The following is a 24,436-nucleotide window of genomic DNA, read 5'->3' on the forward strand; positions in this document are numbered from 1 at the left end:
CTGACCCTGAATGTCTTTGGACTGCATTTCAATCGCTGCACTCGGATCAATCAGGGTTTTCCGAAACAGGTCATTCTGGGCCGCAATCTCTACCGCCTGAAGGCTCGTGTCATTTTCGATGTCTTTTATCGCTTCACTGTTCAAAAAACGTCTCTCCTATGTCATGCGACCTCCGGGGCTGATCCCCTTTTGGTGCTGGTTTTGAGCCGAGCCCTGAAAGGGCGTCGTCTCTAAAACCTGCCCCGTGGCGAACGCGGAGGGGGGCGAGACAGGACAAATCGACAAGAGTGGTGCGGCCCGCAGCGCGACGCGCGAGGACACGGTCTTGTCTATTTGTCTTGTCCGAGGGGGGAGGCTGCGCCTTCCCCCTGACGTCAGGGGGCGTTTGGCTTGCCCAAATCCCGCCTGACCAACAAAAGAAGCCAAAGGATCTTCGATCCTGCGGGAGCACAAAAGGGATCGAAACCCGAACGGGCAGATCACAACGGCATGGAGCGACCATGACCCAAAGCCCCCTGCCCCGGCTCGCAAGAGACGGATCAGGGGCTACTGGGACAGGGAGATCATGCTGGGGTGTTCTGGGTGGAAGCCGGCATGCCGGCTGAAACCTAGAGCCCGGTCACGAGACGACAGGCTCGGGATTTGCTAAGGAAACAGATTGCCACCCGAAGTCACTCACCGACCGGGACGTAGCCTCGTCGGCGCTTTTGCTTTTCGAGTTTCTGGAGTGCATCAGCAGCCTGGGCTTCGTTGTCATATGTCACCATCATGGCCTGTCCGTTTGTACCAATTCGTCCCCAGGTACGAAGGACGGACACTTCCCCAAATAATGTCGGCTGCAACTCAATTCCATAGAACCGCGCCATGTTGACGTCCGGGTCCACATGGATCAGGTGGACAGGTGTGGTTGCCGTCAGTTTCATGACGCGATTGTCGGCGAACTCAGCCCGTCTGTCCAATGACATTGCAAAACGAGGTGACCGGGATCTCACACCCAGTCACCCAACTGACGTCAGGTCGTCGGCATCAGCGCTTTATCACACCGTGTTCCTCATAAGCGTTCAACAGCATTTCCACATACTCGGCGGTATTTGCCGTCATTCCGCCTAAATCAGGCCAGGCGAATGGTTCCGAGAACAAGGAAATCTCCTGTTCGACCTCGAGCCCGAGCTTCGTGGCAACCGCCCGCGCAGAAGTCGGCTCCTTGTCCTCAGGCCAAAGCAATTCGTCAAAGGTGATCCAAACAACCTCTCCGTCGATCAGACTTATTTGTGCGCGAATAGCGCCAAGCCGTTCGTTGACTGTAGTCGCGTCCTCAAGCAATGCGCAGCGAACCAGAGTTGCAACGGTTTCCTCATCCAAACGCAGTGTAAGCCGCGGTTCCACAATCCTTATTTCCGGATTCTGCCTTTGCGCCACATCTGGAGTCTGAACTGGCTCCCCAGGAAACTGGTCATCAAATGGTACCGGATGGATATTCAATGGGTGAGTGCCACAGTTGGGACAATGCCAGTAGTTTTCGGCCGCTTGCGAGCGCGTGATCTGTACATCGCAACTGTGACAAAACCATGTTGCGGCGTCGCCACGCCCCAAAGGATGCCGTGCTACGCCATCAAGATCTGCTTTTGTTGATCTTCGAGGCCAATCAACCGCCATCTGTGCGCGCACTCTATTGCTGCGCGCCTGAGCGATCTCAAGAAGTTGGGCAAGAAAGTTCGGATCATTTACCGGGCTTGTTTCTGAATAGCGCTCGTCAATTTCAACAATAGGCGCTTCAAGCGGAGCCTCAGGAATCCGTAAATCCCAACCCTTTCCTGAAACTACAACATCACCAAGACTGTCTCCAATCTGGTACCAATGACCGCAAAGCTCCCCCTCTTCAAATGCTGGTTCGAAGGAGAATAGGGTATCATTGTTGGTGGCATCACCGTTTGCCTTTGCACCAGCATCGCATACAAACGCTTCAGCTTGCTTGAGATCGTCTTCGGTTGGCTGCCATTCAGCTTTCACAGCATCAGTCAGTGCTTTCCAGTGAGCAAAACCGAGCTGTACTGCGATAGCGTTCAGAGCTTCGTTGTGGGCCATAGTGGTCGCTCGCGCGTACCGCTTCCCCAACACTTTTAACTTCTTCATGTGATAATCTGACATGTGTCATCTCCTTTTGGATCTGACTAGGTGCCCGCTACTAATCTTTCCGCGCAGTAGACGCGGAGGCGCTAATATTATGCTGAAACGCTGCTTAGCTTTGCATGGCGGGCACACCGGCCTGCGTGAAGGCCAATCACTGGGTATGACTTCTATAGCGTATCGTCAAGCACCTTAAATGGTCGTTCAACAAATTCGAAATTGGCCACAAGATTGGCTCGGTTGTCGATCCGCTCGGCGTCGATTTAGTCAACAAAACCCTCTGCGTAGTACCAATTCAATAGCTAGAGCATGTGGGATCCAGGCGCGACGACATAGAACTCAGGAATTTTGACTGTACTTGCGTATTCAAGGACTTCACGCGTAGGGATAACGAGAGTTGATTGGCCCTTGGGGGCATGGCAGTTCTTCCCAGATTTCGCATACCAAGCAGTTCCTCCCCAACCGCCGCTATGCTCGGTATTAAGGCGCCCTGCACTCGGCTTGGTACCGGTGACTTGAGCAACCTTCAAACCCAATAACCCACCTTGAGTGCTGCGGATTACAACCTGATCGCCTTCGTTGACGGATCTCAAATACTGTTCGATCTCGTGCTTGGTCTGTGTGCTAGAAGGATCGACTTTGGGTGTTTTCATAAGGAAATCTCTTCTGGAAAAGAACTTTGGTTGGTCAGGCTATCGAAGACGATTTCTGTCGGCTGAGCCTCACAGTTCCAATACGGCAATCTTGGTGACCAGTTCAACCAGCAACAGGCCCTCATTAGACTCATTCGGCCCTTTCCGGACTTTCACGTTACCCTCACGATGCTGCGTTCACGCCCACATAGCCGCCATTCGCTGCAAGTGCTCAATCTCGACGCAGGCAATTGTCTGGATCGCGGACAAAGCCGCCTTATGCTCATCGCTTTCTGATGACTGGTCTCACACCGAAGCGGACCTTCATTTCGAGCTTTACATCCTCCGAGATGCGTACGAAGCGGGCATTGCTCAAGGCGACTAACGCACAGTATCTGCCATCCGCCGCTTGCGACTACTAAGCTGTCCTTCCAGAGATTAGTTCGCAGTCGTCTGACAGCCTGTGGCCCAAACACAAGAGGCTAGACACCAGAGCTGAAGCATGGCTGGATTGCTTAGAGATTGTCTAGTCGGACGGAGATTCCCAAAATGAAAAGAAATGCAAACAAGCTGTTAGTGACTTCCGCTATTGCTATCGCTCTTTTGGCCTCCGGTACGATATTTACTGCTTCTACAAAACCAGCAAGCGCAGAGGCTGGCTATTTCTGGGACGAAACCGTTGAGTCTTTAGATAGAAGCCCTTGGATATTTGAAGGCACAAATGTTTTTGGCGAATTAGCACGAGTTCCACCGTCAGATTGGGTGCGTACTTTGGAAAAAGCGGCATACCCAACTGAGCTTGAGACTTTTGTTTTCACAGCTAGCAATAGTGAAGAACAGAACATCAACGATTGGTTGCATCAAACGCATACCGATAGCTTTTTGATTTATCACGATGGCAAATTGGTCGCTGAAAAGTACTTCAATGGCATGAGAGCTGATACGCCTCACCGCATTCACTCGATCACCAAGACAGTGTTGGGTATGGCAGCTGGGCTGGCGGTTGAGGCGGGAGAATTAGATCCTAAAAAGCTGATCACCGAATACCTGCCAGAGTTGGAAGGCCCAGCATTCAAAAATACAACGGTTAGACACCTACTTGATATGACCGCTGCTGTTGATTGGAAAGATGCTTCTAGCGGCTACTTAGACGATGCCGGTGATCTGTTTTGTGCGTTTGGTCAGGACCTCTCAGAAAAAGTAGAAGTTTGTGATACAGAGTCTGGCGTTAAGGAGTACATGATCTCTCTTAGTGATCGCGAGACCTTGGTAGAAGACGGTGAAGTTTATAGTTACCGTTCAGTGTTATCTGCGCTGCTGGGTATGGTTATCGAGTCGGCAACTGGAGAAAGCTATCTGGATGTACTGGCCGAGCTGTGGCAGGACATCGGTGCTCAGGACCCTGCATATAGCGAACTAGGGCCCAAAAGGATTGTGCAAACCAGTGGTGGGTTATTCACCAGCTCTCGTGACCTATTGCGATTTGGCATAATGATGCTGGACAACGGAAAGGTTAACGACACTCAAGTTATTCCTCCAGATTGGATAGCTGACACGATTCAGGCAAATGACGAAGTGATCGCAGCTTATGAAAAAAGCGCATATGCAGAGGTGTTTGAAGGATTCCACTACCGTAACCAAGTCTGGGTCAAAGATAGAGAAAATGGTGCGTTCTACGGCATTGGTGTCTATGGGCAGCTATTGTATGTGAACCAGAAAGCCAATGTGGTTATGGTTAAGCTATCAAGCCAGCCAGAAGTTCAGAACACACCTATGTACCTAGACTCTATGGCTGCGATGAAAGGAATTGCCGAGACTTTGAGTAAATGAATTTCAGATTATCTTAATCTAGTAAGCTGAGCCAAATGGCTCGGCTCATACTACGGAAAGACTTAACAGTGTCGTCGGGTTAGTACCGGGTGACCTCGACTGCGACCGCAGCAAACACCACACCAATCAACAGAGCTTTTGTATTCACTGCCGAAAGGCTGGGTAGTTTGACCCGAAGAGACAGGGCTATTATCACACCCCTGTTAACCCAGTCGCAATTGAATAGATCATGCTACTTTTGTCTGCGTTGAGACCGATCAATATGCCGGCTGCAAGCGACGCTACAAAGTATGCGCGTAGCCATCCAGACATGTGTCCGGGGTGGGTCTTATAGAGAAAGATATTCACCCCAAACAAATGCAATGAATAGGCCAATGTTCCGATAGCGTACAGCTCAGGAGATGTTCCCGTCGTTTGCATGACTGTAATGGCAAGCAAGCAGTTATAGGTTCCAAGTGCCACTGTGTCCAAGCCAAGCGACAACCTGTTATCGGCCCCCGTGTCGCGACTGGCTTCCAGCAAGTAGTAAATGAGAAATCCTAGGAGCGAATAACCGAACAGCGAGTTTTCCCATTTCCCATTTGCAGCCAAATCGGCCGACAATTCACCGACTTTTGGCAGTAAGAAAAGGAAAGCATAGCCAAGTCCGATCCCGGATGAAAAATCAGAAAGCCAGCCTGCTAGGGCGGGGAATCTCCGGTAAAAAGACACGCAGAAGACGTGAACAGTGCCGATGACTGCAATCGATGTTATCGCGAGGTATGTCGAAGCGTCGAACACGGCTAAGATCCAATGATCACATTACAATTTGTATGAGACACCCCTTGGGAGCGTTAGCACAACCCAAAAAGTGAAGAAGGTGCGGTTTGAATAGACCACTCAACGGCAGCTTTCTTCTGCACTTCCGGCATTGATGCACGGTGCAGAAAATTGAACTTTGGGCTCATTCCGGACCTCGAAGCAGGTGCAGCAAGTCCCCTGCCCCGCAGTCAGTTGATCGCGTAGAACGGCCCAAACCGGACTCTCGTCGTGTCAAACGATGCCGCAGCGCAGCTTCCCGAAAGCGGACCTCGCTGTCGCTGCGGTTCCGCCAAACCTTACTCCTTCATCAACTCTTTGATCCCGCCGATAAAGGTCGCGTCGTCCTGTGTCTTGCGCCTGTCGAGCAACTCCACCGCATCCACTCCTGCCCGGTACCTGAGGCGGTCACCGCTATCATTGGCAGCGTCCCAGATGACGTCTGCAACCGTCTCTGGGGCGGACGGACTAGACGCCAGCTTTCCGAAGACTCGCCCCATGGCTTCGGCCATCGGGGCATAATCGGCGAGCCCCTCTTCCATGGCGAAGTCGAATGAACTCCCGCCAAAGTTGGTTTTGATCATGCCGGGTTCGACAATGCGGACATGGATTCCGAGTGGTTCAAGCTCGTAATGTAGTGCTTCCGACAGACCTTCGACCGCGAACTTCGTCCCATGGTAGAGCGTGCCGAGCGGGAATGTGATCTGGCCGCCGATGGATGAGATGTTGATGATCTTGCCTGCGCGGTTTGCACGCATATGCGGCAGCACGGCTTGCGTGACCTCCATCAGTCCAATCACGTTGGTATCGAACTGGCGGCGGATGCGATCCATCGAGAAAGCCTCCAGCGCGCCGTATGCTCCGTAACCCGCATTGTTGAGAAGGACGTCGATCTTGCCAAAACGGTCGATGCCGGCGGCGACGGCGTCCGTGATCGAAGCGGGATCGGTGACATCGAGACGCACGACCTGGACGTTGTCTAGTTCGGCTAGGTCGCCTGCGCTGTCGGGGTTGCGCATGGTGGCGACGACGTTCCAGCCGTTGGTTTGGAAATGTTTGGCAGTGGCCTCTCCAATGCCCGAGGAGGCGCCGGTAATCAGAATGGTCTTCATGGGGTATCTCCTTCAGGCGTTGAGCTTAAGCATATCTTCGATGCCGAAGCTGGTCATGACAGTGCGGGTGACGTCGTGAAGCACGTCATTGTACCTTTCGATCTGCGGACCAACGCCCACGTGATCCACAACGGTACGGAATGGCTTTTGCCCGAAGGGTTTGTCCAGAAGATTGACGACCGCTTCCGCGATCCGTTCGGGGCGTTGATCGGGTGTCGCCTCCAGCATCTCGGCCAAGCCGGCGGCCGACATGGCGGGCACCGCGGCAAACTCCCCGTACTGCGCCTCGCGGTCCCAGTCGGCTGGCGCGACCATTCCGTCAAAGAAGGCCGTCGGCATGGCGCCGGGTTCGATGATGCAGGATTCCACTCCGAACCCCGACAATTCGGTCCGATAGCATTCAATAATCGCTTCCAGCGCCCATTTCGACGCGGAATAGGTTCCATAGAACGGTGTCGCGATCCGGCCGATAAGGCTAGAGGTGTAGAGAACCGTCCCCCGCCCTTGCGCCCGCATATGGGGCAACGCCGCGCGCATGACACGCTGCACGCCCATGACATTCACATCAAAGACACGCGCCATATCCTCGGGCGACATCAACTCTTGAATACCGTATGAGCCAATCCCGGCATTGTTGAACAGGACGTCAATGCCTCCCAGATGTGCAATGGCTTGGGCCATCCCACGCTCGGCGCTTGCCGTGTCCGTCACGTCCATTTCGACGATGGACGCCCCCGCCGCTTCAAGCTCCGCAACTGTCTCGGCGTTATTTCCCGCGCAGCTTCGAACACTTCCTGCTACCTGATAGCCTTGTTCGAGAAGCGCGAGTGCAGTCGGCTTTCCAAACCCGCCTGCGATACCGGTGATCATAACCTTCTGCATGTCGGTCTCCATTGTTGTGACATGATCACGATAGTCTTAGCGATCTCCACGTTCTTTCATGTTCGGCCAGAATTCTTGCCTGATCCTCCAAAACCGCAGATTTCTGTTATGACAGATTTGGTGCGGGATGTTATCGATAGGCGTCACATTGGAGGCCATCAACATGAACAGCCAAAACCTGTTGTCACATGTGACTACGCTGCTCGACCAGGCAGGCGTTGCCGAGGGCGCAATCCTTCATGCGCCGAGCGGCACCCACTTGCTCCGGCATCACGCAACAACCGAACTGAATGCGACAGTCTATCGACCGCTTCTTTGCCTGATCCTGCAGGGGGCGAAGCAAGTCGGGTCCAGCGCCCGAACACTGAGGGTCGGCGCCGGACAATCGCTTATCGTCAGCCATACCTTGCCGGTTGTTTCGCGGATAACTGAGGCGTCGACGGAGGCGCCTTACACAGCCTTGGTCTTTCCTCTCGATCTCGATCTTCTCAGGTCATTAGCCCCTACGGTGTCGCCCGCCTTGAGTGTGCAGTCCGCTGATCCATTCTCGATCTGTTTGTGTGACACCGATCCAAGTCTGGCAGACGCACTTCACCGCTATTTCCTTCAGTGCGAGGAAGGGGAAGCGCGGCAACTGTTGGCACCGATCACGTCCCGCGAAATCCATGCAAGACTTCTGATCGGACAGCATGCGAAGACCCTGCAAAGGCTTCTCTGGCATGAGAGCACCGCCAGCCGAATTTTTATGGCAACCCGCGAAATACAGGCAAACCTGTCAGAAACCATCGCTGTCGGAGAACTGGCTGAGAGGATCGGGATGAGCAACTCGGCCTTCTTCGAGCACTTCAAAGCTGTCACAGGAACTTCACCGCTCCAGTATCAAAAGGACCTGCGTTTGTTGAAGGCCAGAGACGACCTGCGGACGAGCCGTGCCAAGGTTTCCGAAGTTGCATTTGCCGTGGGCTATGAAAGCTCGGCACAGTTCTCTCGAGAATACTCGCGCAAGTTCGGCAAATCGCCCCGGCAAGATCGCGAACTTGAGCCTGCGGACTGAGGCTACGTTCGGCCCAGAGCCGACCTTGATCAAGGTCAGACGTTGCTGCAGTCGCAGCCCAAATTCCGGACTTTCGCCGCATCTGCAAAATCTCAGGTGGATCGAACTGACGCTAGGCAAACGAAGCCTCCGGATTGGATCACTAATTTGGTTCTGCTATCTCAGATTGGAAGGCCTGCCTTCAGCCAACCTTCCCGCCATTGCTCCGAGCATGCGGGAACGCTGAATATGGGGAGTCTCGTTTGCTCTTTGATGTCGAGATCCGGACGAAGTTCCTTCAGTTCAGCTACCGCGGCCCTTGCTGACTCCAGGTCTCCGTTTTGAGCCAAGGATGCGATGAGCATGAGATGCGTAATCACGAATTTCGCCCTAATGGCCAAGGCGTTTCGGTTGGCTTGTACGGCTTCACCATAGCGGCCAAGTTGGAAAAATGAGGAGGCTTGCCCGACATATGCTGCGTGTCGCAATGGATCTTTCGGACTGAGATTGATCGAGTGTGTCGCGTGTTCCAGAGCTTCTTCGGGTCTGTCGAGAAAATTCAGATTGATGCCAGCAAGCATGTGAACGATCGCAGCGTTCGGATTTTCAGCTAGTGCTTGTTTAAAAACTGCGCGAGCTCGCGGCAAGTCTTGTGCAAGCATAGAGATCGAGTGTGCGGCGTAAGCCAACGCAATTCCATCCGCGCGATCACTTAACAATACACGTTCTGCTGCGGCCACGGCTGCCTTAGGCCCTTCGTCAATCGGTTTCAGTCCCTGCACCATCCTTTGGATATGCAACCACGCAAGTAATCCAGCTGCCGACGAATAATCAGGATCGCGCTCCAACGCCAGACGCGTAAGGCGAATGGCCTCACGGTTGTCTTCGTCCGTCAACAGGTGAAAATGTGACTGGGCCTGGAGATAAAGTTCATACGCATCGAGGTTTTCTGTCGGTTTTTCCCGAGCGCGGACCGTCTCGGCATGGCGAACGGACGGTTCGATCGCCGTGACAACTTCCTGTGTGACCTGATCTTGAAGGTCAAAAACATCGTCCAGCAACCCATCGAAACGATCGGCCCAAAGATGACTGCCATTCTCGGCATCAATTAACTGTCCTGTTATCCGAAGACGCTGGCCTGCGCGCCTCACCGACCCCTCCAGCACATATCTCACGCCGAGCGCCTGCCCGACTTCGCGAATGTCGGTGCTCTTACCTTTAAACGTAAAAGATGAGTTCCGCGCCACGACCATCAACCAACGAAATCGAGACAACTCTGTTATGATGTCCTCGGTAATTCCGTCGGCGAAAAACTCTTGCTCCGGGTCGCCCGACATATTGTCAAACGGCAGCACAGCAATACCGGGTTTCTCAGCTTTGCCAGTTGGACTTGTAACCGCCGAACCGACAGGCCAATGCCACACACCAACTGGGCGTGCAATGTTCTTCAACTCAGTCTGCTGGCCGCCAGAGAACGAGGCGGCGGCGTTCCTGTCCAGGCTGTTATGTGCTGTGTCAGAAAGCAATATCTGCCCCGGTTCCGCTATTGCCTCGAGACGGGCAGCTATGTTGATACCGTCACCGAATATGTCATCACCTTCCGAAACGACTTCGCCGGTATGTATGCCGATGCGGATTTGGATTTCCTGTGGTCGGTCAGCAATCTGAACAGCAATCGCGCATTCTGTTGCGGCTGATGCAGAGCGAAACTCAACAATCCATCCGTCGCCCATGCTTTTGATCAGTCGCCCATCATGGGCTGCTAAAGCGGGTATTAGATGATCCTCACGGAAAGCCTTAAGCGCTTTGAGTGTTCCGTCCCTATCCTGATCCATCAACGCCGAGTATCCGGCGACATCAGCCGCCAGCACCGCAGCAAGCCTCTTTTCCATAGTTCTCTCCCCGCTTGTTGGAAGCTAGCCTGCAGAGAGAGCACTGTCAGCCAGATAATCAGAGCAAGGAGGTCCTATCAGGAAAGCGCAACCGCTTTGGGCTCGCTCCTGCCTTGGGTGCATTGCAGCTTCCATACGCCAAGCTGATCCTTTCGCAAGACCCCGCCAATAATCCGAATGACATGAACAACTAGCTGTAACACAATATGGTTGAGGAGAGTGCTATGTCAGATGTTTTTGACCGCATTTCAGACTGGTTGCAGAAGCTGGCCTTCTTCGATGGGGATATCGGAGGTTTGGTCCAGCATTTAAGTCATCGGTTGGTCGATGGTGGAGTTCCGGTCGCTCGCGTTTCACTGGGTCGTCTGATAATGCACCCCGTTATTGGGCTGCTTGATGCGACTTGGGATGCTTCAAGCGATCGAATAGATTGGACTGTTATGCCGCGGAGTTCGGTTACGGATGATCTTTTTGACAAAGCTCCATTTGGTGAAAACACAAAAGTAACAGAAAAACTCGCTAAAAAGTTCATGCATACCGAGATTTGGGACTTGGTCGACAGCATGGATGGCGAATTTGAAATGATGCCGTCAATTCGCGCTGATCTCACTGATCCGTCTGTCCGGGAAAACTACCCAATTTACCAAAAGCTTGCGGCATCTGGCATCACTGACTACTTCGTTTTTTCTGCTCCGTTCGGAACACGCACAATAAGTTTCGACAGCGGGTCAGAGTGGCTGCTAGGTGTCTCGGTATCCTTCGCCACAAAGAAACGGTCGGGTTTTTCCGACCGGGAGATCAATGGTCTTAGGCGTCTTTCAACACCTTTGTTTGGGACGGCTCGTGTTTTTTCTGAGCAGTTTTTGGCGGCTGAATTGATGGAAGCATATTTGGGCAGGATTTCAGGTCGCTCTGTCTTAAGTGGACAAATATCGCGTGGCGATGTTCGAGAGATCGACTGTGCGCTTCTATACAGTGACATGCATGGCTCGACGGCCCTAAGTCAACGTCTGTCCCCAAAAAAATACGTCGCGGCAGTTAACCGTTACTTTGACTGTGTTGCTGGAGCGGTTCACGACCACGGGGGAGAAGTACTAAAATTTGTCGGCGACGGCTTGCTTGCCATATTCCCGTTTGACGGACGTAGAAGGTTGCCAGAGGACATGTGTGAAGCAGCATTGTCGGCCGCAAGAGAGGCGTTCCAAAGGCGGGAGGAAATCTCGACTGAGGACCGAATGGACTTCGGTATTGGTCTGCACATGGGGGCTGCCGTTTACGGCAATGTTGGCACTGAAAGAAGGCTGGACTTCACGGTGACCGGCTCCTCGGTCGCAAAGGTTAGCAGATTGGAAGACCTGACGCGGTCCCTAAGAGCTCCATTACTTGCTACCAGTGAATTTGTGAGACTTGTCTCCGAAAGTTCCGAATCTCTCGGACCGCACAGCTTGCGTGGTTTCGACGACGAAATCGAGGTATTCTCCTTCCAGCCCTTCACTTCGCTTTAGATTGCTCTGGCGGTGATGTGAGTTGCCAGTATTACAAATGAGAAATCAAAACACGATCATAAGTAGGGCAACCGGCCCAGAGCCGACCTTGAATGGGCCATTTGAATGCTGCGGCTGTAGCACGCTTTGGTGATAGTCACCGCACTTGCTCGGTTTCATTCACCTTGAAGGTCTGCACCGCGGACGAAGCAGCCAAGCGGGTGGAAAGCGATAGAGGTTGTAAGCCGGCCCAAACTGGACACGGCTGAGTCCTGCATTGCAGCTTCCTTGCAGCAATTGTTCATGCAGACCGCAGCGAACTGCGGCTTTTGTCTCGAAGCAACAGACGCTGCGGTTTGTACCGACGTCCGCTTCCGCGTTAGGGCTCGCGGTCGACCCTCAATCGCTTTTGCTACAGTCCTGGTCTGATGTAATTCAGGATTGAGTTCATCCTGACAATCACTTTGCGGATTACGTGCGTCGCCGCTGCTGAATCAGTGTACATCGCCGCTAAACCGGCTGCGCCCGGAGGGATCGTTTCCAGTATGTCAGGGTTGTCCGGAATAATGGTAACGATGAAGGGCTCGCTTACGATCTCCCCAGCCTGAAAGACAGTTCCGCTGACTTGAGCTTGTCCCTGTGAAGAAATGTCAAAGATCGTATCCACCGTGCCGGTTACCAGCTCTCCCGGTCTGATTTTGAAGGCAATTTCGGCAGGCTGGCCTGGTCGAAGATGACGCAGATAGATCTGATGCACCTGAACAACCAAGGCTTTTTCCGCGGTGTCAACGAACACTCCCGCGGGCGAAAACGGGAAAGATACCACTCTTTGACCTTCCGTGATCGCAAGGTTGTTCACAAAACCTTCGGACGGAGCACGGACAGTTGTCTCTTGAAGATTCCACTGCGCTTGATCAAGCGCCGCTTGCGCTTCTGCAAGCTTAGCGACAACGCCATCCGGTGTGAGGGCATCGAGTTCTACCTGTGCACGAGAAACAGCCGCCTGCGCTTGATCGACCGCGCCTTGTGCCGCGTCTAGATTTGTTTGGCGTGTTTCGAGACGGTTTTCGGAAATTGCTCCGCTTTCGACAAGCCTGCTATCATCCTCAAAGCGTGATTGAGCAAGGTCTCGTTGCGCGATTGCCTGACGTAGTTGCGCTTGGGCGGAGGCAAGGCTCTCACGGTCCTGCCGAATTTGTGCCTCGACACGTGAAACTGTTGCTTGCGCTCGTGCAGCCGCAATTTCGAAGGGTTCCGGATCGATGCGGAACAAAACGTCGCCTTTTTGCATCGGAACATTCGGTTCTGCTACGACTTCTACAACTTGGCCAGCGACGTTTGGCACAATTGGAACAGCTCTCGTCAAAACCTTAACGGGTCCGGAGGGCGCTCCCCATTGCATTGGAATAAATAGAAATATGAGTAGGATAACCATCCAGCCGATGGTCGAAAGCCATGTCGCCTTGGAGTTTGGAAGAACCTTGAGTTTTACAAGAACGAAGAGGACGGCAACATAAATGAGGGTAAGAAAGACAATCATGACGCGCCTTCCGACCGAGCACCGGTTTCAGGATCGGTTGCTGAATTCGCCATTGCTTGCAGCGGCGACTTTGTGAACGCCCAAATCAATGCAAGCGGCCAAAATACGCCAAAGGTAATCGCGCCCAACCAGCCAGCTACATTGATCGCATCTGCTTGGGGATGTTCCCGTTGCTTTGCAATTTTTCCAGGCAGCATTGCCAAAGTCACAAATCCTACAATGACTGTGAGGATCAGTATAACAAGTACGATCCAGGCAAAAATGTCCAATCCACTCACTCGAATTGCCTTTCTATTTTAGCGATGGCTCTCAGGATTCATGTGGCCTATTCGGCCGGAGCAATATCCGGAACACGGTAGGCTCGAAATTCTTCGACATTCGGGCGATATGCCCGAAGCAGCAGATTCCAACCATCTTCAGGCGTAAAGGCAAAGTTAGGAGCAAGTCCGCGACAGTCCTCGCCACCGAATGCCACGTCAAATGACCCGTCGTCGTTGCTTATAACGCCCTGGTTGGAGCTGACGATGTTATCCGTGTCCGACATCAGGTACTTCTGCGGGCCATACACTGTGATGGAAAAGAATGCATCGACCGGCACTTCTGGGAATGTTGCCGTATAGCAAGAGCCTCCCACCGCGTTTTCAGGACCACCGATAGCGTACATTGCGTTTTCGTCTGCCGACAAACCCCAGGCGCCTGCCGTGACATAGGTGAAATACTCCCAGTCATCGACATCGGCGACCCGTTTCTGCATCGCACCGAACGATGAAGGCAGCTTGGAATACTCAGCCAGCAGGGCGGCGCGCACCCTTTCAAGTGCCTCCGCGTCAAAGATTGGCAGATCATCCTCTGGCGCGGCGCCTGAAATCGCATACTGTGGCTGCAATTCTTGGGTAACGACACGCACATCGTCAGCAGTGGCATCTGTTCCGGTTCGAATACCAACAGCGACGAAATCGGTCTCGAAATCCTCGGACGAGAACGTGTATTGACCGTCCCCATACAGGTAGAACGGCGTCATGTGGTCTTCCGTAATGATCTGGATCGATAGAAACCGGTCGCCCACATCCGGCACATCCAACGTGAACCCCTGTCTCGCATTGACGATAGCAATCGAATAGATCGTGTCGTTATTGGGCGAAACGACCCAGCGGTCGTCGGCAGTAGACAAGTTCGTGAAGTGAAAGAACTGGTTGACGCCAGAGCGGCCCATGAAGTTAGCAAAGAACGCCCGGCTGTCGGCGTTGATATACTCGGCGGCGCTCATCCCGTAATCTTTCGGATCTGTTGACCAGCCGGAACTGTCTATGTCCGGGATATCCGCCAACGACGCCGGTGCGATCAGAGTGCTGCACAACAGGACAGCTGTAATCTTGTGGAACTTCCTGGATGCGTTTTTCATTTTGTTTCAACCTCGACTGTCAAGTCAGCGCCGGGAACCGGAACATAAGCACGAAGAATAACATAGAATGGTGTCCCGGTTGGAATGCCGTTCTGACCCTCGCCGGACGGACTGAGCGTCACGGTATAAGTTCCGTCGTCGTTTGGTTCCGCTGTATAAGTGGTTTGATCGTAGATGCCCTGATCGTTTGGTATTAGCAGCTTGTTGGCGGAAGCATAGACCGTAACGGAAAAATAGCCGCTTTCTTCAACGATGTTTGCAGGCACGGTCAGAACGTATGTGTCATCACCATTAAAAGGCTGTCTGTTCTCGTCAAACACCAGTAGGCCGTACCTCACGATGTCCGACGGCGTGCCGAGCTGGCCCTGAAATACGCCAACAGCAGCGTGGATTTCGCCCACGTCGCCGGAAACATACCCGAAGACCTGGTCGGTATCCACCAGTGGCACCGCAGTTTCGATCAGCTTTAGTGCTGCCGCCTCGGTCTCGGGCGAAAATCGCTGCACGTCGCGGTCCATGTCGCCCTGGCCGCCTTCCATCACAATCTCACCGCTCAGCGCCATGACCTCGTCAAGATTGTCGACCACGACCATTCGGGTGAAGGCAAGCCCTTGGTCGGTTTCAAGGGCCAGTTTGTGAAAATCGCCTTCGGGCAAGGTTTGCCCTGGCCGGTATAGCAGGATCGGCAAATCCGGGTTCACGAGGACGCCCGGTACGTTGTGCTTCATGTCGAAAATCGACACCGAGAAGTAACGGTCATATTGCGGCGTGCGGATGATCGCCGGGCCTTCGGACAGGCTGAACCAGTTATAGCCGTAGTTCACCGTCGCTTGTGGCGTGATCACAGTGTCATCGGTTGGATCGACGAGTCCCGTGAACTGAAAGCTGCCCGGCTCGTTGGTTTCAAGCCAACGCTGCATCATGCGCACCTGTTCTTGGTTGGGATACTCGCGAATATAGTTTTCGATGGTGTCCTGAGCGGATGCAGGTGCAGTGAAGACCGGCAGAAACAAAATTAGGGAGTAAAGTTTTCGCAGAAGCATGTCGCACCAAGTTTGTTAGAAATGGTTCACTGAATTCACACCTTTCCAAGACTAGACGGTTAGCGGGACGAAGCAAGATCATTTGAACGACGCGTTGAAATGGCGCAGGATTTAACCCACGGGCGGCATGCGGATGAGCTCCAAGTGGCCAAAAAAGCTGCCATAAACGGGTCTTTGCCTTTCCAAGTTTCGATTTTTTTGTCGGTCACTTACCTCGATCTTTGACTAATCACTCCAGAGCGATCACTGTGGAATTTGCGGCGAACCGCAATGGTCCGTACATGATAAGGGCAACGGCCTACCCAAGGAGCAGAAGTAAATAGCTATGAATATGCAATTTCAACGAACATGATTGCACCAACCAGTCGATCCAGCCTCTACAAACGCAAGGAGATTTCCAATGGATAAATACGTGGCCATCGTTTTCGATAGTGAAGAAAGTGCCTACAAGGGAGCTGACGCGATGCGTGATTTGCATCGTAACGCAGAGCTCACTGTCTATGCAGCGGCGGTTATCTCAAAGGACGCCGACGGCGCTGTCAAACTAAAGTCCAGTATTGATGAGGGACCAATTGGCACGGCTTTTGGGATTACGATTGGTGCCATGATCGGCATTTTGGCGGGTCCGGCGGCAGTGGCGGCCGGTGCTGCGGCCGCTGGAACCGCGGCAGCGGCCTCGGCCGCAGCCGGTGGAATGGCTGTAGGCGGTATGACAGGCGGGCTCTTTGGGGCATATCGCGATCTTTGGGTTGCTGGGATCGATAGCATAATGCTTGACAACATCAGCACCGAGCTCCTGCCTGGAAAATCCTGCGTCGTCGCGTCGGTTGATGAGGTCTGGATCACCCCACTGGACAGCAAGATGAAGGATCTTGGCGGGACCGTTTTCCGGAAACTTCGTGCAGACGCGGTGGACGACGAAATGGCGACAGAAATGGATGCCCTAAACCGCGAATGGGAAGCTATGGATGAAGAGCTGCAGGCTGCCAGTGATGAAGCCAGGGCCGCCATAAAGGCCCGAATGGATAGCATCAAGACCAAGATGGATGAGACCGAAGAGAAGATTGACACTCGTCTGGACGAGATCGACCGCGAGTTCGAGGCGAGGCTGCAAGCTATCGATGAGCAAATTGATAAAGCCGCGGATGCAACAAAAGCCAAGTTCGAAACGCGAAAATCAGAAATCAAAGAAGAGTGGCAGGAGCGCAAAAACAAGCTCGCCGCTTCTGTGCGGAGAATGGCTGACAAGATCGAAGCCTGACCAGAACTTTGGGGCGAGTGACTGGAGTTACTCGCCCTTCTTTGGAAGGAGGTCTGTATGGCCACTAAAGCCGAACTGGAAGCCGAAGTCGCACAACTCCGGCAGCAGAATGAGGCATTAAAAACTCAAAAAGAGATAAGCGCTGAGAGTGACAAGACCCCGGAGCTATCTGATAACTTTCATTTACCGACGGAGCTTTCTGACGCGCTAAAAAAGCATGGGGTCGATGCGGCGGATGTAGAAGCCATGGGCAACCAGCTCGTTGATGAAATGATTACACTTCACAAAGAGCACCCGTTGGTCACGCTTCTGGGAGTCTTTGCCGTCGGATGTATCGTCGGCCGCGCATTCAAATAGGACAGTTCGATGAACCGTATTGGCAGAAATCTCACAATCATTTTTCGGACAGAACGACTGATCACGCGCCGAAGGCTGGCGGTTGTCCAACAGCAAACGGTACTGATGGCTCTCGCTGGTCTGGCTGCCTTGGCTGGTTTGGTTCTGCTGAACCTGACGCTATACCTTGTTTTGACAACTTGGATTTCGCCTGCTGGTTCAGCTGGCATCCTTACAGCTGGCAACCTCCTGCTCGCTGCGCTCTTGTCGGTGATTGCTGGACGCATAAGCGTAGAAGAGGAAATTGCACCAGCCGTCGAGGTGCGGGACATGGCCATCGCCGATATTGAGGATGAGTTGGAAGGTATGGCAACCGAAGCTAGGGATGTTGTTAACTCAGTCAAATCGTTGGGCTCGAACCCGCTAGGGTCACTATCCACACTTCTCGTCCCGTTGATTACTGCCGCGCTGAAAAACAAGGAAAAAAGTTAGAATTCACGACTCTTGATCTGGATTTCTGGATGATTTCTGCTCCATTAGTTCTTGCTTCATGGCAGCAAGCTCAGCTTCTATCTCCGATTTAGGCTTGCTGCGTGATGTGGATCCCTGCTGTTCGCTCACAGGGTGAGAGTGCTCTCCGGGAAGAACACCATCGCTTGAAAGCAGCCGTGCAAAAGGCTGCAACCCTGGGATCTGCGAGCAAACGATCATGATCACGACGGTCAACGGCACAGCAATGAACGCGCCGATACCGCCCCACATCATACCCCAGAATGCCAGCGCAACCATGACGACGAACGTGCTGAGATTGAGTGACTTACCCTGCATTCGAGGCTGTATTATGTTGCCAATGATTGCATCTCCGCCACCGTAGATCACAACAATGATCAGAGCAGGGGTAAGTGTGTAGAACTGCAAAAGTGCCATGATGGCTTGCATTGCGACGGCTAAAAAGAAACCGATGTTTGGTATGAAATTCAAAAGGAATACGGTGAATGCAAGCGATAAAGCAAAGTCGACGCCAAAGAACTTCAAAACGACGAAAGACAGAGTTGCGCTCATCGCGCTGGTGACAGCATTGATCCACATGTATTGCCTGACGCCGATGGATATCGACTTCAATATGTCGCCGACCTGACGCGCTTGCGCTTCGTTCTTGCAGAGCTTGGGCAGTTTTTCAGTGAATGCTCCGCGTTCAGCAATCATAAAAGTCAGATAAAGTACAATCAGACCAATGTTCCCAATCATTCCGGCAGCTGATGCGGCTAGCTCTGATAGGAACCCCTCAAAGTCGATCTCTTTGACCGCGCGCTCTATTGAGGCAACAACTTCAGTACCGACAAAACCTTCCAGTTGTGATTTTAGCTCGACTAATCGTTCATTGTATTTCGACGCAGCCTCCCCCATCGCCGCTGCTTGTGTTGAAACACCGTAACCAAGACCAATCAGCAGCCCGATCACAAGGGCAGTCGCGGAAAAATAGGCCAATGAGCGCTGTACACGCGTTCTCCCAATTGTCGCGGCATCCAAGCGCTCAATAAGCGCCATCGTTAGAATGAAAAGTAGTGTTGCCAAGGCAATCGGAACAAAAAAGTCGCGCCCAAACCATAGGAAAGCAACGATGATGGGCACAGTGACAGTTGTCATGAACCATACGGGAATGGTGGACTTTTGCTCAGAGCGAGGTGAGCCGTTGCTGTCTTGTGGCATAGATTCCCCAGGCGCATGTATGTTCCACTGATAGCCTATCACGTCGACCAAATCTCGATACAGAGCTTTGCATGGCAACGGTCAAAAAACCCGTGTTTTTCAAGCAAGTTGGGGAGCAGATTGTCTCGCCACTCTAGATTATTGTGCCAAATTCGGATGCCTTATGCTCTTATGAGAGGACGGTTAACTCCTTAGGATGGATCATATTAAACTGAGTGCGCGCACATGTCTGCTGAACTGATCGTTGTCGTCATCGTACTGCTGGAAATCGCAGCGATTTACTGTGCCGTTCTAGCCGTCCGCCATGCAAGGACGCCGCAAGGTTCTGTTGCTTGGGTCGTGTTTCTGATCACGGCGCCGTACCTTGCCGTGCCAGCGTTTTTGTTCCTTGGGTCTTTCAACTATGAAGGCTATCTGACAGGCCGTCGCGACAGCGATGAAGTGATAACAGGCTTGGAGGGATTCAGACAGCAGTTTCCTCCAACCAGAACTGAAAACCAGAGTATCTACAGAGCATTAGAAAAAATTGGTGACATACCTGTAGGTTCAGGTAGCGACCTGGATTTGCTCATTGATGGAGAAGCAACTTTTAGCTCCATCTTCGAAGCCCTTGCTTCTGCCAAAAGCTATGTTCTGGTTCAGTCTTACATCATTAACGACGACAAGATCGGGCGCCGCCTACGAGATGTTCTTTTGGATAGGGTTCAAAATGGCGTTTCTGTGCGACTGATTTATGACGCTGTAGGCTGCGCCAAACTTCCTAAATCCTATCTCGAGTCGCTGTCCAACGAGGGGGTTCAGGTCGTAAACGCCCATGCCTATGACGGACCGAAAAGCCGCTTCCAGATCAACTTTCGGAACCATCGAAAAACGGTAGTGGTCGACGGAGAGATTGGGTTCACGGGCGGTCTGAACATGGGCGATGAGTACATGGGCGAAGACCCAAAATTTGGTCCATGGCGGGACACCCACGCGCGGCTTACCGGCCCCATTGTTTTGCAACTGCAACTGATCTTCGCTGAAGACTGGCACTGGGCAACACGCGAAAACCTGATCAGCGAACTCGATTGGGATGTGAAGAAAACAGAAGCCGATAAAGACGCCGTTATCATCGCGACCGGGCCGGGTGATACCTTTGATACCGGGAGCTTCTATTTTTGCACTTTGATCAATGCAGCAACTGAACGTCTCTGGATCGCGTCACCGTATTTTGTCCCCGAGAACGATATTCTGACGTCGCTCAAGCTTGCAGCCATGCGGGGAGTAGACGTAAAACTCCTAACTCCTGAAGTAATCGATCACACCATTCCGTGGCTGGCCGCACTCGCCTATTTTGATGAGGTCATGGATGCTGGCGTCGAGGTATGGAGATACAACGATGGCTTTATGCACCAGAAGGTGGTTCTGGTGGATGACACGATATCATCAGTAGGGACCACCAACTTGGACAATCGCTCTTGTCGCCTCAACTTTGAGGAGACAGCAGTAATCTTTGACGAACACACTGCTTCCGAGGTTGCAGCCATGTTTGAGGCAGACTTCGCAAGATCGTTCCGATTGAAAGAAAAGCTTGCCGACCGCGGATTCAAACAGCGCCATGGTGCCCCGCTGGCACGCTTGTTGAGCCCGTTGTTGTGAGCGATCAGACAGGGCCCAAGTCGCTTGACTTTGTCGCTTGTTCTGGCACCGTTTGGTGAACCTAAACCGTACTGGGACAAGCGCCGATGGATTTAACGTCACTCATGAAAGAACTCCAGCAACGCCGCGACGAACTGAAGCTGCAATTGCATCTTGCCTCAAAAGAAGCAGAGGATGAATGGACAGAACTCCAAGCCGAATGGGACAAGTTTTTGAGCAAATCAGAATTTGACAAGTCTGCTGAAGAAGTGGGCGAAGCAGCCCGCTCACTCGGCCTCAAGATGAAAGCAGCATATGACCGAATGAAGAAGGCTACGTAGATTGCTGTGCCTCTGACAAAGGTAAGCTAGTCATAAGCGCCTGTAATGTCAGAGATCTTCAATGATTTAGCGTCGCCATTTGCCTGAAGGTGTAGGCTTTGAGTCGGATAAGCGAGTTCAGTTTCTGCATCGCGGGTTATCCTGAGGATTGCTAAAGTCAGCCGCTCTGTGACCTGAAGCAACTCCTCCCAGGTCGGTCCCTTAGTCCATGCGTAAATAATGATATCAACGGAGCTTGGCCCGAGTTCATTCACGTAGATGTATTTTGGTGCACCATCGCCAGTATCAAAGTCGCCTGATTTAAGATGGTAATCTCTGATACCGTCGCGAACGGCTTCTATCTGTTGTTGGGTAGACGAAAGCACCAGGGGAACTTTTAGATACACACGTCGCCGCTTCAGCCGTGAGTAATTGAGAACTGTGGCATTCGCTAAGTCCGAGTTGGGGATGTGTCTAGGTATCTGATCAAATCCCACAATTTTGGTTGACCTAAGGTCAATCGCCTCAACAGTTCCAAAAACGTCGCCACCAACAGCGATGGTATCTCCTGTTTCGAAGCGCTTCTCACTAATGTTAGTCATGCCAGCCACGAGATTGCGCACTAAGTCCTGAGCGGCGATGGCTAACCCTGCTCCTAAAACCCCAACTCCTGTCAGCGCGCCCGAAATATCCACTTGCCAAACACGCAACAACGACGTCAAACCGAACAGCAGAATGGCGAATTGCATTACACGCTGAACCCAGCCCGTTTCTGACGGAACCAAAGACAATTTGTCAGTCCACAGCAATGCCGCGAACGGGCCACTTAGTCGATACCATGCGCCAAAGACCGCGATAATCGCGACAGAGCCCATGATCCGTTCTAACAAGAGCTTTGCTACTCCATCTGGCACTAACAATTGAGTTGCAGCAAACAGAGCAAACGCGGACACAAGGATCTCAGACGCAGACCTTAGCTGGGCGTTGACTTCGTCTGGAAGTGATACCGAAAAACGATCCAAAATCTGCCTCAGCAGCTTTAACCCAAGTGCGGCGATCTTACGACGAAGACCAACAAGCAGAGCGCAGACTAGCACCGCCCCAACCAATTGGTCAGGGTACACGGTAGCCATCCACTCATTGAGGCTAACTGTGGCTGAAGCCACAAAGGTCTCGAACGATGTTGTGGTTAAATCCATGCGATCTACGCTGTGCACCTTGGGCCTGAAAGAGTGGCGCAAAAGCACCCGATTGACCATAGGCAGTGGTGTCTGTCGGCGCAATTGACTATATCCACCGGCACTATTTTCGAGCGGTTGAGCGGTGCCCTCCTAATTCTTCTTCGAACCGAGCGCTGAGCTCAGTACCAAGACTCTATTGCGGCAGATTGGTTTGGAAAACTCGCCGCCGCGGAACTAGCGCCAAAAATCTGGAACGCCTTCTTTTTGATTTAGCCCTCAGGACACAAAGCTCACAAAATATTGTTTTTGCAGGAGTTTTTCCCGCCTCGGCTCGCATTCAAAATTTTCAACACAATCGACTCAGGGTTAACACTCGAAGCAGCGCGCCTCACACGCTTACATTGGCTCCAGATCGTTTAGTTTCCAACTGTCGTTTCGGTAGGCCTCCGTCGGGCCGTAAAATCGAAAAAGTAAGAAGTAATTCGCAGCGCCCGTGGTCGGGAGGTAGTTAACTCCCTCGTTTAAAACCTCGGGGCCAAAGTAGACGTCCACGCTGCCATCGTCGTTGACTTTGGGCGTCGGGTTTTCTGTCGAGGCCAGTCCGATTGGGTCCGCTCCACGGATGTAGGAAGCTGTCGCTACATCGTACACGAGAATAGACCAGAACTGCTCGACCGGGACATCGGCAGGAACGGTCATTCGGTAGCTTTTGTCGCCTTCCAATGTTTCACCATATTTGTCACGCGTTACCATCAAGTACGCCGTGGCTGAACCGAGCTTCACCGGTGGCGCAATGTACGTGTAGTAAGTGAAGGCCCGATCGTCGATGTAGACCTTGTTCTCGTCTTCGTAGGTCATCATCGTTTGGATCATTGAGTTTGCAACTGGTTGCGTCCATTGCGTTTCGTTGCCCCACCTGAGAGGAGGTATCACACTCAATTTATTCTGCAATTCCGCGTGAACACGGGCCATCACATCGTCAAGAATTGCCCGTTCTCCGTCGGTGGGATCAAAAGCCCCACCCCGTTCAATTCCGAGGCTGCTCAACATACCCAACGGGTATTTGTCGATCTCGCGAACCTCTTCGTGATTTATTATTTCCTGCAAACGGTCGAAGAAGCTGCTGTCGAACGGAAACTGCGCAGAATACAAAACATCGTAGATGTCCATATGCGGCAAACGCTCATCGCTGCCGTAGGGATATTGTTGGATGCCGGCACGTATGTAGGCTTCTGCACCTTCGAGGGTCGCAGGCTCGAGATCAGGCGTGATGATGCGTAAAGTACCGTAACCGCGATAGGTTTTGAGGGGCACAGGCAGATATCCTTCCGGCACCTTGGCATCGGTGTTTGCGGCATAGATGAAGTACTTTCCGCCTTCGCCTTTGTCATCGCCATCCGAACCGACATCAACGACCGGTCGCTGCCAGACATCGAGGAATGTGCCAAAGATGCTATATCTCTCAGTCGCAGCCGGAAGCTCCACCACCACTGGGCCGTCCTTGACATCATAAATGAGGTTTACGTAAGGCGTAGAGTTATTGGGCGTCGGTGACTGGAACTTCCAATTGGGTGGTTTAGAAAAATAGGCGACTTGGTTGAGTTTTTGGCCTGAGTCTAATGCTCCGACAATCATTTGATTGCCAGAAACGAGCGGCTGCGCCCAAAGAGCGCTCTCGTATGCACGACGTTCAAACCGCTCCCGCTCAAAATCCCGTTCTTGCGCAGACAACTGTCCGATGGTCATCGCTATCGCCAGGAAAGTGGAAAGGGTGCGAATTAGCTTCATGATACGAGCTCCTGTTTCGGGTAACTCCTGTGACTATTTTGCAATTATGCAATTTTGTCGAGGATCACCCGGAATTGAAAACGATGGGTATGCGCGGTCGACCTCAAAATTCTACTTTGTCTCGCGTAGTGGAGCTTACAGTTCCCATGTCGAACGTCAGCTTTGCCGAAAATTTCCAGATCGCATCGCAGCTCTAGCGAACGACTGTTTCCCGCCCTTTCTGTTGAAAAACAGTGTATTACGGACGCAGAAAGTGATCTGATAAATGCAGCGCGTGTACCTTTCAGATCTTCCAGTGCGATCTGCGCCAGTTTTTCAGCGCCAAGCTCCTTATAGTTTGTTGATAGAAATGGCGTGGGTGTTGTCACGTTAACCGTCGTTCGGTTGCTCATGCTTGGATTTGGACATAGGTGACATCGATGAATTCATCGTCGATCAGCTACAAGCA

Annotated in this window: 22 protein-coding genes; 8 read left to right on the forward strand and 14 right to left on the reverse strand. The window is 52.5% G+C overall.

Going from position 1 to position 24,436, the window contains the following annotated elements; genetic code table 11:
- Positions 1-671 precede the first annotated feature (671 nt).
- From ACR0ER_RS24235 to ACR0ER_RS24245, 3 genes are all read right to left on the reverse strand, one after another.
- Positions 672-965 (reverse strand): WGR domain-containing protein, encoded by a 294-nt coding sequence (locus ACR0ER_RS24235; protein WP_480771081.1) that lies wholly within the window; start codon positions 963-965, stop codon positions 672-674.
- 61 nt (positions 966-1,026) lie between these two features.
- Entirely contained in the window at positions 1,027-2,148 is a 1,122-nt protein-coding gene (locus ACR0ER_RS24240) for a hypothetical protein (RefSeq protein WP_480771082.1), read from the reverse strand.
- A 281-nt stretch (positions 2,149-2,429) separates the two neighbouring features.
- A complete protein-coding gene (locus ACR0ER_RS24245; protein WP_170709457.1) occupies positions 2,430-2,780 on the reverse strand; it encodes a hypothetical protein in 351 nt (116 codons plus the stop codon).
- A 528-nt stretch (positions 2,781-3,308) separates the two neighbouring features.
- Between ACR0ER_RS24245 and ACR0ER_RS24250 the strand changes: the two genes are divergently transcribed.
- Positions 3,309-4,589 (forward strand): serine hydrolase domain-containing protein, encoded by a 1,281-nt coding sequence (locus ACR0ER_RS24250; protein ID WP_170557860.1) that lies wholly within the window; start codon positions 3,309-3,311, stop codon positions 4,587-4,589.
- Between the two features lie 192 nt (positions 4,590-4,781).
- On the opposite strand, the gene ACR0ER_RS24255 is transcribed toward ACR0ER_RS24250, so the two are convergent.
- From ACR0ER_RS24255 to ACR0ER_RS24265, 3 genes are all read right to left on the reverse strand, one after another.
- Positions 4,782-5,369, reverse strand: a complete 588-nt coding sequence (locus ACR0ER_RS24255; protein WP_480771083.1) for a hypothetical protein — start codon at positions 5,367-5,369, stop codon at positions 4,782-4,784.
- 317 nt (positions 5,370-5,686) lie between these two features.
- Complete coding sequence (locus ACR0ER_RS24260) at positions 5,687-6,499, reverse strand: SDR family oxidoreductase (protein ID WP_170709464.1); 813 nt, start codon at positions 6,497-6,499, stop codon at positions 5,687-5,689.
- Positions 6,500-6,511: 12 nt separating this feature from the next.
- Positions 6,512-7,381, reverse strand: a complete 870-nt coding sequence (locus ACR0ER_RS24265) for an SDR family oxidoreductase (RefSeq protein ID WP_170709466.1) — start codon at positions 7,379-7,381, stop codon at positions 6,512-6,514.
- 163 nt (positions 7,382-7,544) lie between these two features.
- Between ACR0ER_RS24265 and ACR0ER_RS24270 the strand changes: the two genes are divergently transcribed.
- Positions 7,545-8,435, forward strand: coding sequence for an AraC family transcriptional regulator (locus ACR0ER_RS24270; RefSeq protein WP_170709468.1), 891 nt, complete (start codon positions 7,545-7,547; stop codon positions 8,433-8,435).
- Between the two features lie 161 nt (positions 8,436-8,596).
- On the opposite strand, the gene ACR0ER_RS24275 is transcribed toward ACR0ER_RS24270, so the two are convergent.
- Positions 8,597-10,306 carry an adenylate/guanylate cyclase domain-containing protein gene (locus tag ACR0ER_RS24275; protein WP_480432023.1) on the reverse strand — a complete coding sequence of 570 codons (1,710 nt, stop codon included), beginning with the start codon at positions 10,304-10,306 and terminating at the stop codon, positions 8,597-8,599.
- A gap of 224 nt (positions 10,307-10,530) precedes the next feature.
- Here ACR0ER_RS24275 and ACR0ER_RS24280 point away from each other — a divergent pair, with 224 nt between their 5' ends.
- Complete coding sequence (locus tag ACR0ER_RS24280; protein ID WP_170709473.1) at positions 10,531-11,811, forward strand: adenylate/guanylate cyclase domain-containing protein; 1,281 nt, start codon at positions 10,531-10,533, stop codon at positions 11,809-11,811.
- A gap of 391 nt (positions 11,812-12,202) precedes the next feature.
- Here the strand turns inward: ACR0ER_RS24280 and ACR0ER_RS24285 are convergent, their stop codons facing one another.
- Genes ACR0ER_RS24285 through ACR0ER_RS24300 form a run of 4 tightly spaced genes read right to left on the reverse strand, consistent with a single transcriptional unit; the run spans position 12,203 to position 15,775 of the window.
- The gene (locus ACR0ER_RS24285; protein WP_480771084.1) at positions 12,203-13,330 is read right to left on the reverse strand and encodes an HlyD family secretion protein; all 1,128 of its coding nucleotides are present in this window, start codon (positions 13,328-13,330) and stop codon (positions 12,203-12,205) included.
- Complete coding sequence (locus tag ACR0ER_RS24290; RefSeq protein ID WP_170470031.1) at positions 13,327-13,608, reverse strand: DUF3302 domain-containing protein; 282 nt, start codon at positions 13,606-13,608, stop codon at positions 13,327-13,329. Before ACR0ER_RS24290 ends, ACR0ER_RS24285 begins: the two co-directional genes overlap by 4 nt.
- A gap of 47 nt (positions 13,609-13,655) precedes the next feature.
- Entirely contained in the window at positions 13,656-14,732 is a 1,077-nt protein-coding gene (locus ACR0ER_RS24295) for a DUF1254 domain-containing protein (protein ID WP_170470028.1), read from the reverse strand.
- Positions 14,729-15,775 (reverse strand): DUF1214 domain-containing protein, encoded by a 1,047-nt coding sequence (locus ACR0ER_RS24300; RefSeq protein ID WP_170470025.1) that lies wholly within the window; start codon positions 15,773-15,775, stop codon positions 14,729-14,731. The genes ACR0ER_RS24295 and ACR0ER_RS24300 overlap by 4 nt, the downstream gene beginning before the upstream one ends.
- 400 nt (positions 15,776-16,175) lie before the next feature.
- Between ACR0ER_RS24300 and ACR0ER_RS24305 the strand changes: the two genes are divergently transcribed.
- From ACR0ER_RS24305 to ACR0ER_RS24315, 3 genes are read left to right on the forward strand one after another with little or no spacing between them, the layout of a single operon-like run.
- Entirely contained in the window at positions 16,176-17,036 is an 861-nt protein-coding gene (locus ACR0ER_RS24305; RefSeq protein ID WP_480771085.1) for a DUF1269 domain-containing protein, read from the forward strand.
- Between the two features lie 57 nt (positions 17,037-17,093).
- Positions 17,094-17,393, forward strand: coding sequence for a hypothetical protein (locus ACR0ER_RS24310; protein ID WP_170470019.1), 300 nt, complete (start codon positions 17,094-17,096; stop codon positions 17,391-17,393).
- Between the two features lie 9 nt (positions 17,394-17,402).
- Complete coding sequence (locus ACR0ER_RS24315) at positions 17,403-17,864, forward strand: hypothetical protein (RefSeq protein ID WP_170558236.1); 462 nt, start codon at positions 17,403-17,405, stop codon at positions 17,862-17,864.
- 3 nt (positions 17,865-17,867) lie between these two features.
- On the opposite strand, the gene ACR0ER_RS24320 is transcribed toward ACR0ER_RS24315, so the two are convergent.
- Entirely contained in the window at positions 17,868-19,082 is a 1,215-nt protein-coding gene (locus ACR0ER_RS24320; protein ID WP_170470013.1) for an AI-2E family transporter, read from the reverse strand.
- A gap of 225 nt (positions 19,083-19,307) precedes the next feature.
- Here ACR0ER_RS24320 and cls point away from each other — a divergent pair, with 225 nt between their 5' ends.
- Positions 19,308-20,720, forward strand: coding sequence for a cardiolipin synthase (gene cls / locus ACR0ER_RS24325; RefSeq protein ID WP_170554407.1), 1,413 nt, complete (start codon positions 19,308-19,310; stop codon positions 20,718-20,720).
- Between the two features lie 86 nt (positions 20,721-20,806).
- On the forward strand, positions 20,807-21,040 hold the full coding sequence (locus ACR0ER_RS24330) for a hypothetical protein (RefSeq protein WP_170470006.1): 234 nt from the start codon (positions 20,807-20,809) through the stop codon (positions 21,038-21,040).
- 26 nt (positions 21,041-21,066) lie between these two features.
- On the opposite strand, the gene ACR0ER_RS24335 is transcribed toward ACR0ER_RS24330, so the two are convergent.
- Positions 21,067-22,218, reverse strand: coding sequence for a mechanosensitive ion channel family protein (locus ACR0ER_RS24335; RefSeq protein WP_170470003.1), 1,152 nt, complete (start codon positions 22,216-22,218; stop codon positions 21,067-21,069).
- A gap of 378 nt (positions 22,219-22,596) precedes the next feature.
- On the reverse strand, positions 22,597-23,988 hold the full coding sequence (locus tag ACR0ER_RS24340; RefSeq protein ID WP_480771086.1) for a DUF1214 domain-containing protein: 1,392 nt from the start codon (positions 23,986-23,988) through the stop codon (positions 22,597-22,599).
- Positions 23,989-24,436 lie beyond the last annotated feature (448 nt).

This window comes from Ruegeria sp. CH8 (assembly GCF_056536985.1).

Coding starts and splice junctions, on each gene's coding strand:
- ACR0ER_RS24310 (WP_170470019.1), top strand. CDS start 17,094: ATGGCCACTAAAGCCGAACTGGAAGCCGAAGTCGCACAACTCCGGCAG.
- ACR0ER_RS24300 (WP_170470025.1), bottom strand. CDS start 15,775: ATGCTTCTGCGAAAACTTTACTCCCTAATTTTGTTTCTGCCGGTCTTC.
- ACR0ER_RS24335 (WP_170470003.1), bottom strand. CDS start 22,218: ATGGATTTAACCACAACATCGTTCGAGACCTTTGTGGCTTCAGCCACA.
- ACR0ER_RS24315 (WP_170558236.1), top strand. CDS start 17,403: ATGAACCGTATTGGCAGAAATCTCACAATCATTTTTCGGACAGAACGA.
- ACR0ER_RS24305 (WP_480771085.1), top strand. CDS start 16,176: ATGGATAAATACGTGGCCATCGTTTTCGATAGTGAAGAAAGTGCCTAC.
- ACR0ER_RS24245 (WP_170709457.1), bottom strand. CDS start 2,780: ATGAAAACACCCAAAGTCGATCCTTCTAGCACACAGACCAAGCACGAG.
- ACR0ER_RS24235 (WP_480771081.1), bottom strand. CDS start 965: ATGTCATTGGACAGACGGGCTGAGTTCGCCGACAATCGCGTCATGAAA.
- ACR0ER_RS24280 (WP_170709473.1), top strand. CDS start 10,531: ATGTCAGATGTTTTTGACCGCATTTCAGACTGGTTGCAGAAGCTGGCC.
- ACR0ER_RS24330 (WP_170470006.1), top strand. CDS start 20,807: ATGGATTTAACGTCACTCATGAAAGAACTCCAGCAACGCCGCGACGAA.
- ACR0ER_RS24295 (WP_170470028.1), bottom strand. CDS start 14,732: ATGAAAAACGCATCCAGGAAGTTCCACAAGATTACAGCTGTCCTGTTG.
- ACR0ER_RS24285 (WP_480771084.1), bottom strand. CDS start 13,330: ATGATTGTCTTTCTTACCCTCATTTATGTTGCCGTCCTCTTCGTTCTT.
- cls (WP_170554407.1), top strand. CDS start 19,308: ATGTCTGCTGAACTGATCGTTGTCGTCATCGTACTGCTGGAAATCGCA.
- ACR0ER_RS24260 (WP_170709464.1), bottom strand. CDS start 6,499: ATGAAGACCATTCTGATTACCGGCGCCTCCTCGGGCATTGGAGAGGCC.
- ACR0ER_RS24320 (WP_170470013.1), bottom strand. CDS start 19,082: ATGCCACAAGACAGCAACGGCTCACCTCGCTCTGAGCAAAAGTCCACC.
- ACR0ER_RS24270 (WP_170709468.1), top strand. CDS start 7,545: ATGAACAGCCAAAACCTGTTGTCACATGTGACTACGCTGCTCGACCAG.
- ACR0ER_RS24265 (WP_170709466.1), bottom strand. CDS start 7,381: ATGCAGAAGGTTATGATCACCGGTATCGCAGGCGGGTTTGGAAAGCCG.
- ACR0ER_RS24275 (WP_480432023.1), bottom strand. CDS start 10,306: ATGGAAAAGAGGCTTGCTGCGGTGCTGGCGGCTGATGTCGCCGGATAC.
- ACR0ER_RS24240 (WP_480771082.1), bottom strand. CDS start 2,148: ATGTCAGATTATCACATGAAGAAGTTAAAAGTGTTGGGGAAGCGGTAC.
- ACR0ER_RS24340 (WP_480771086.1), bottom strand. CDS start 23,988: ATGAAGCTAATTCGCACCCTTTCCACTTTCCTGGCGATAGCGATGACC.
- ACR0ER_RS24250 (WP_170557860.1), top strand. CDS start 3,309: ATGAAAAGAAATGCAAACAAGCTGTTAGTGACTTCCGCTATTGCTATC.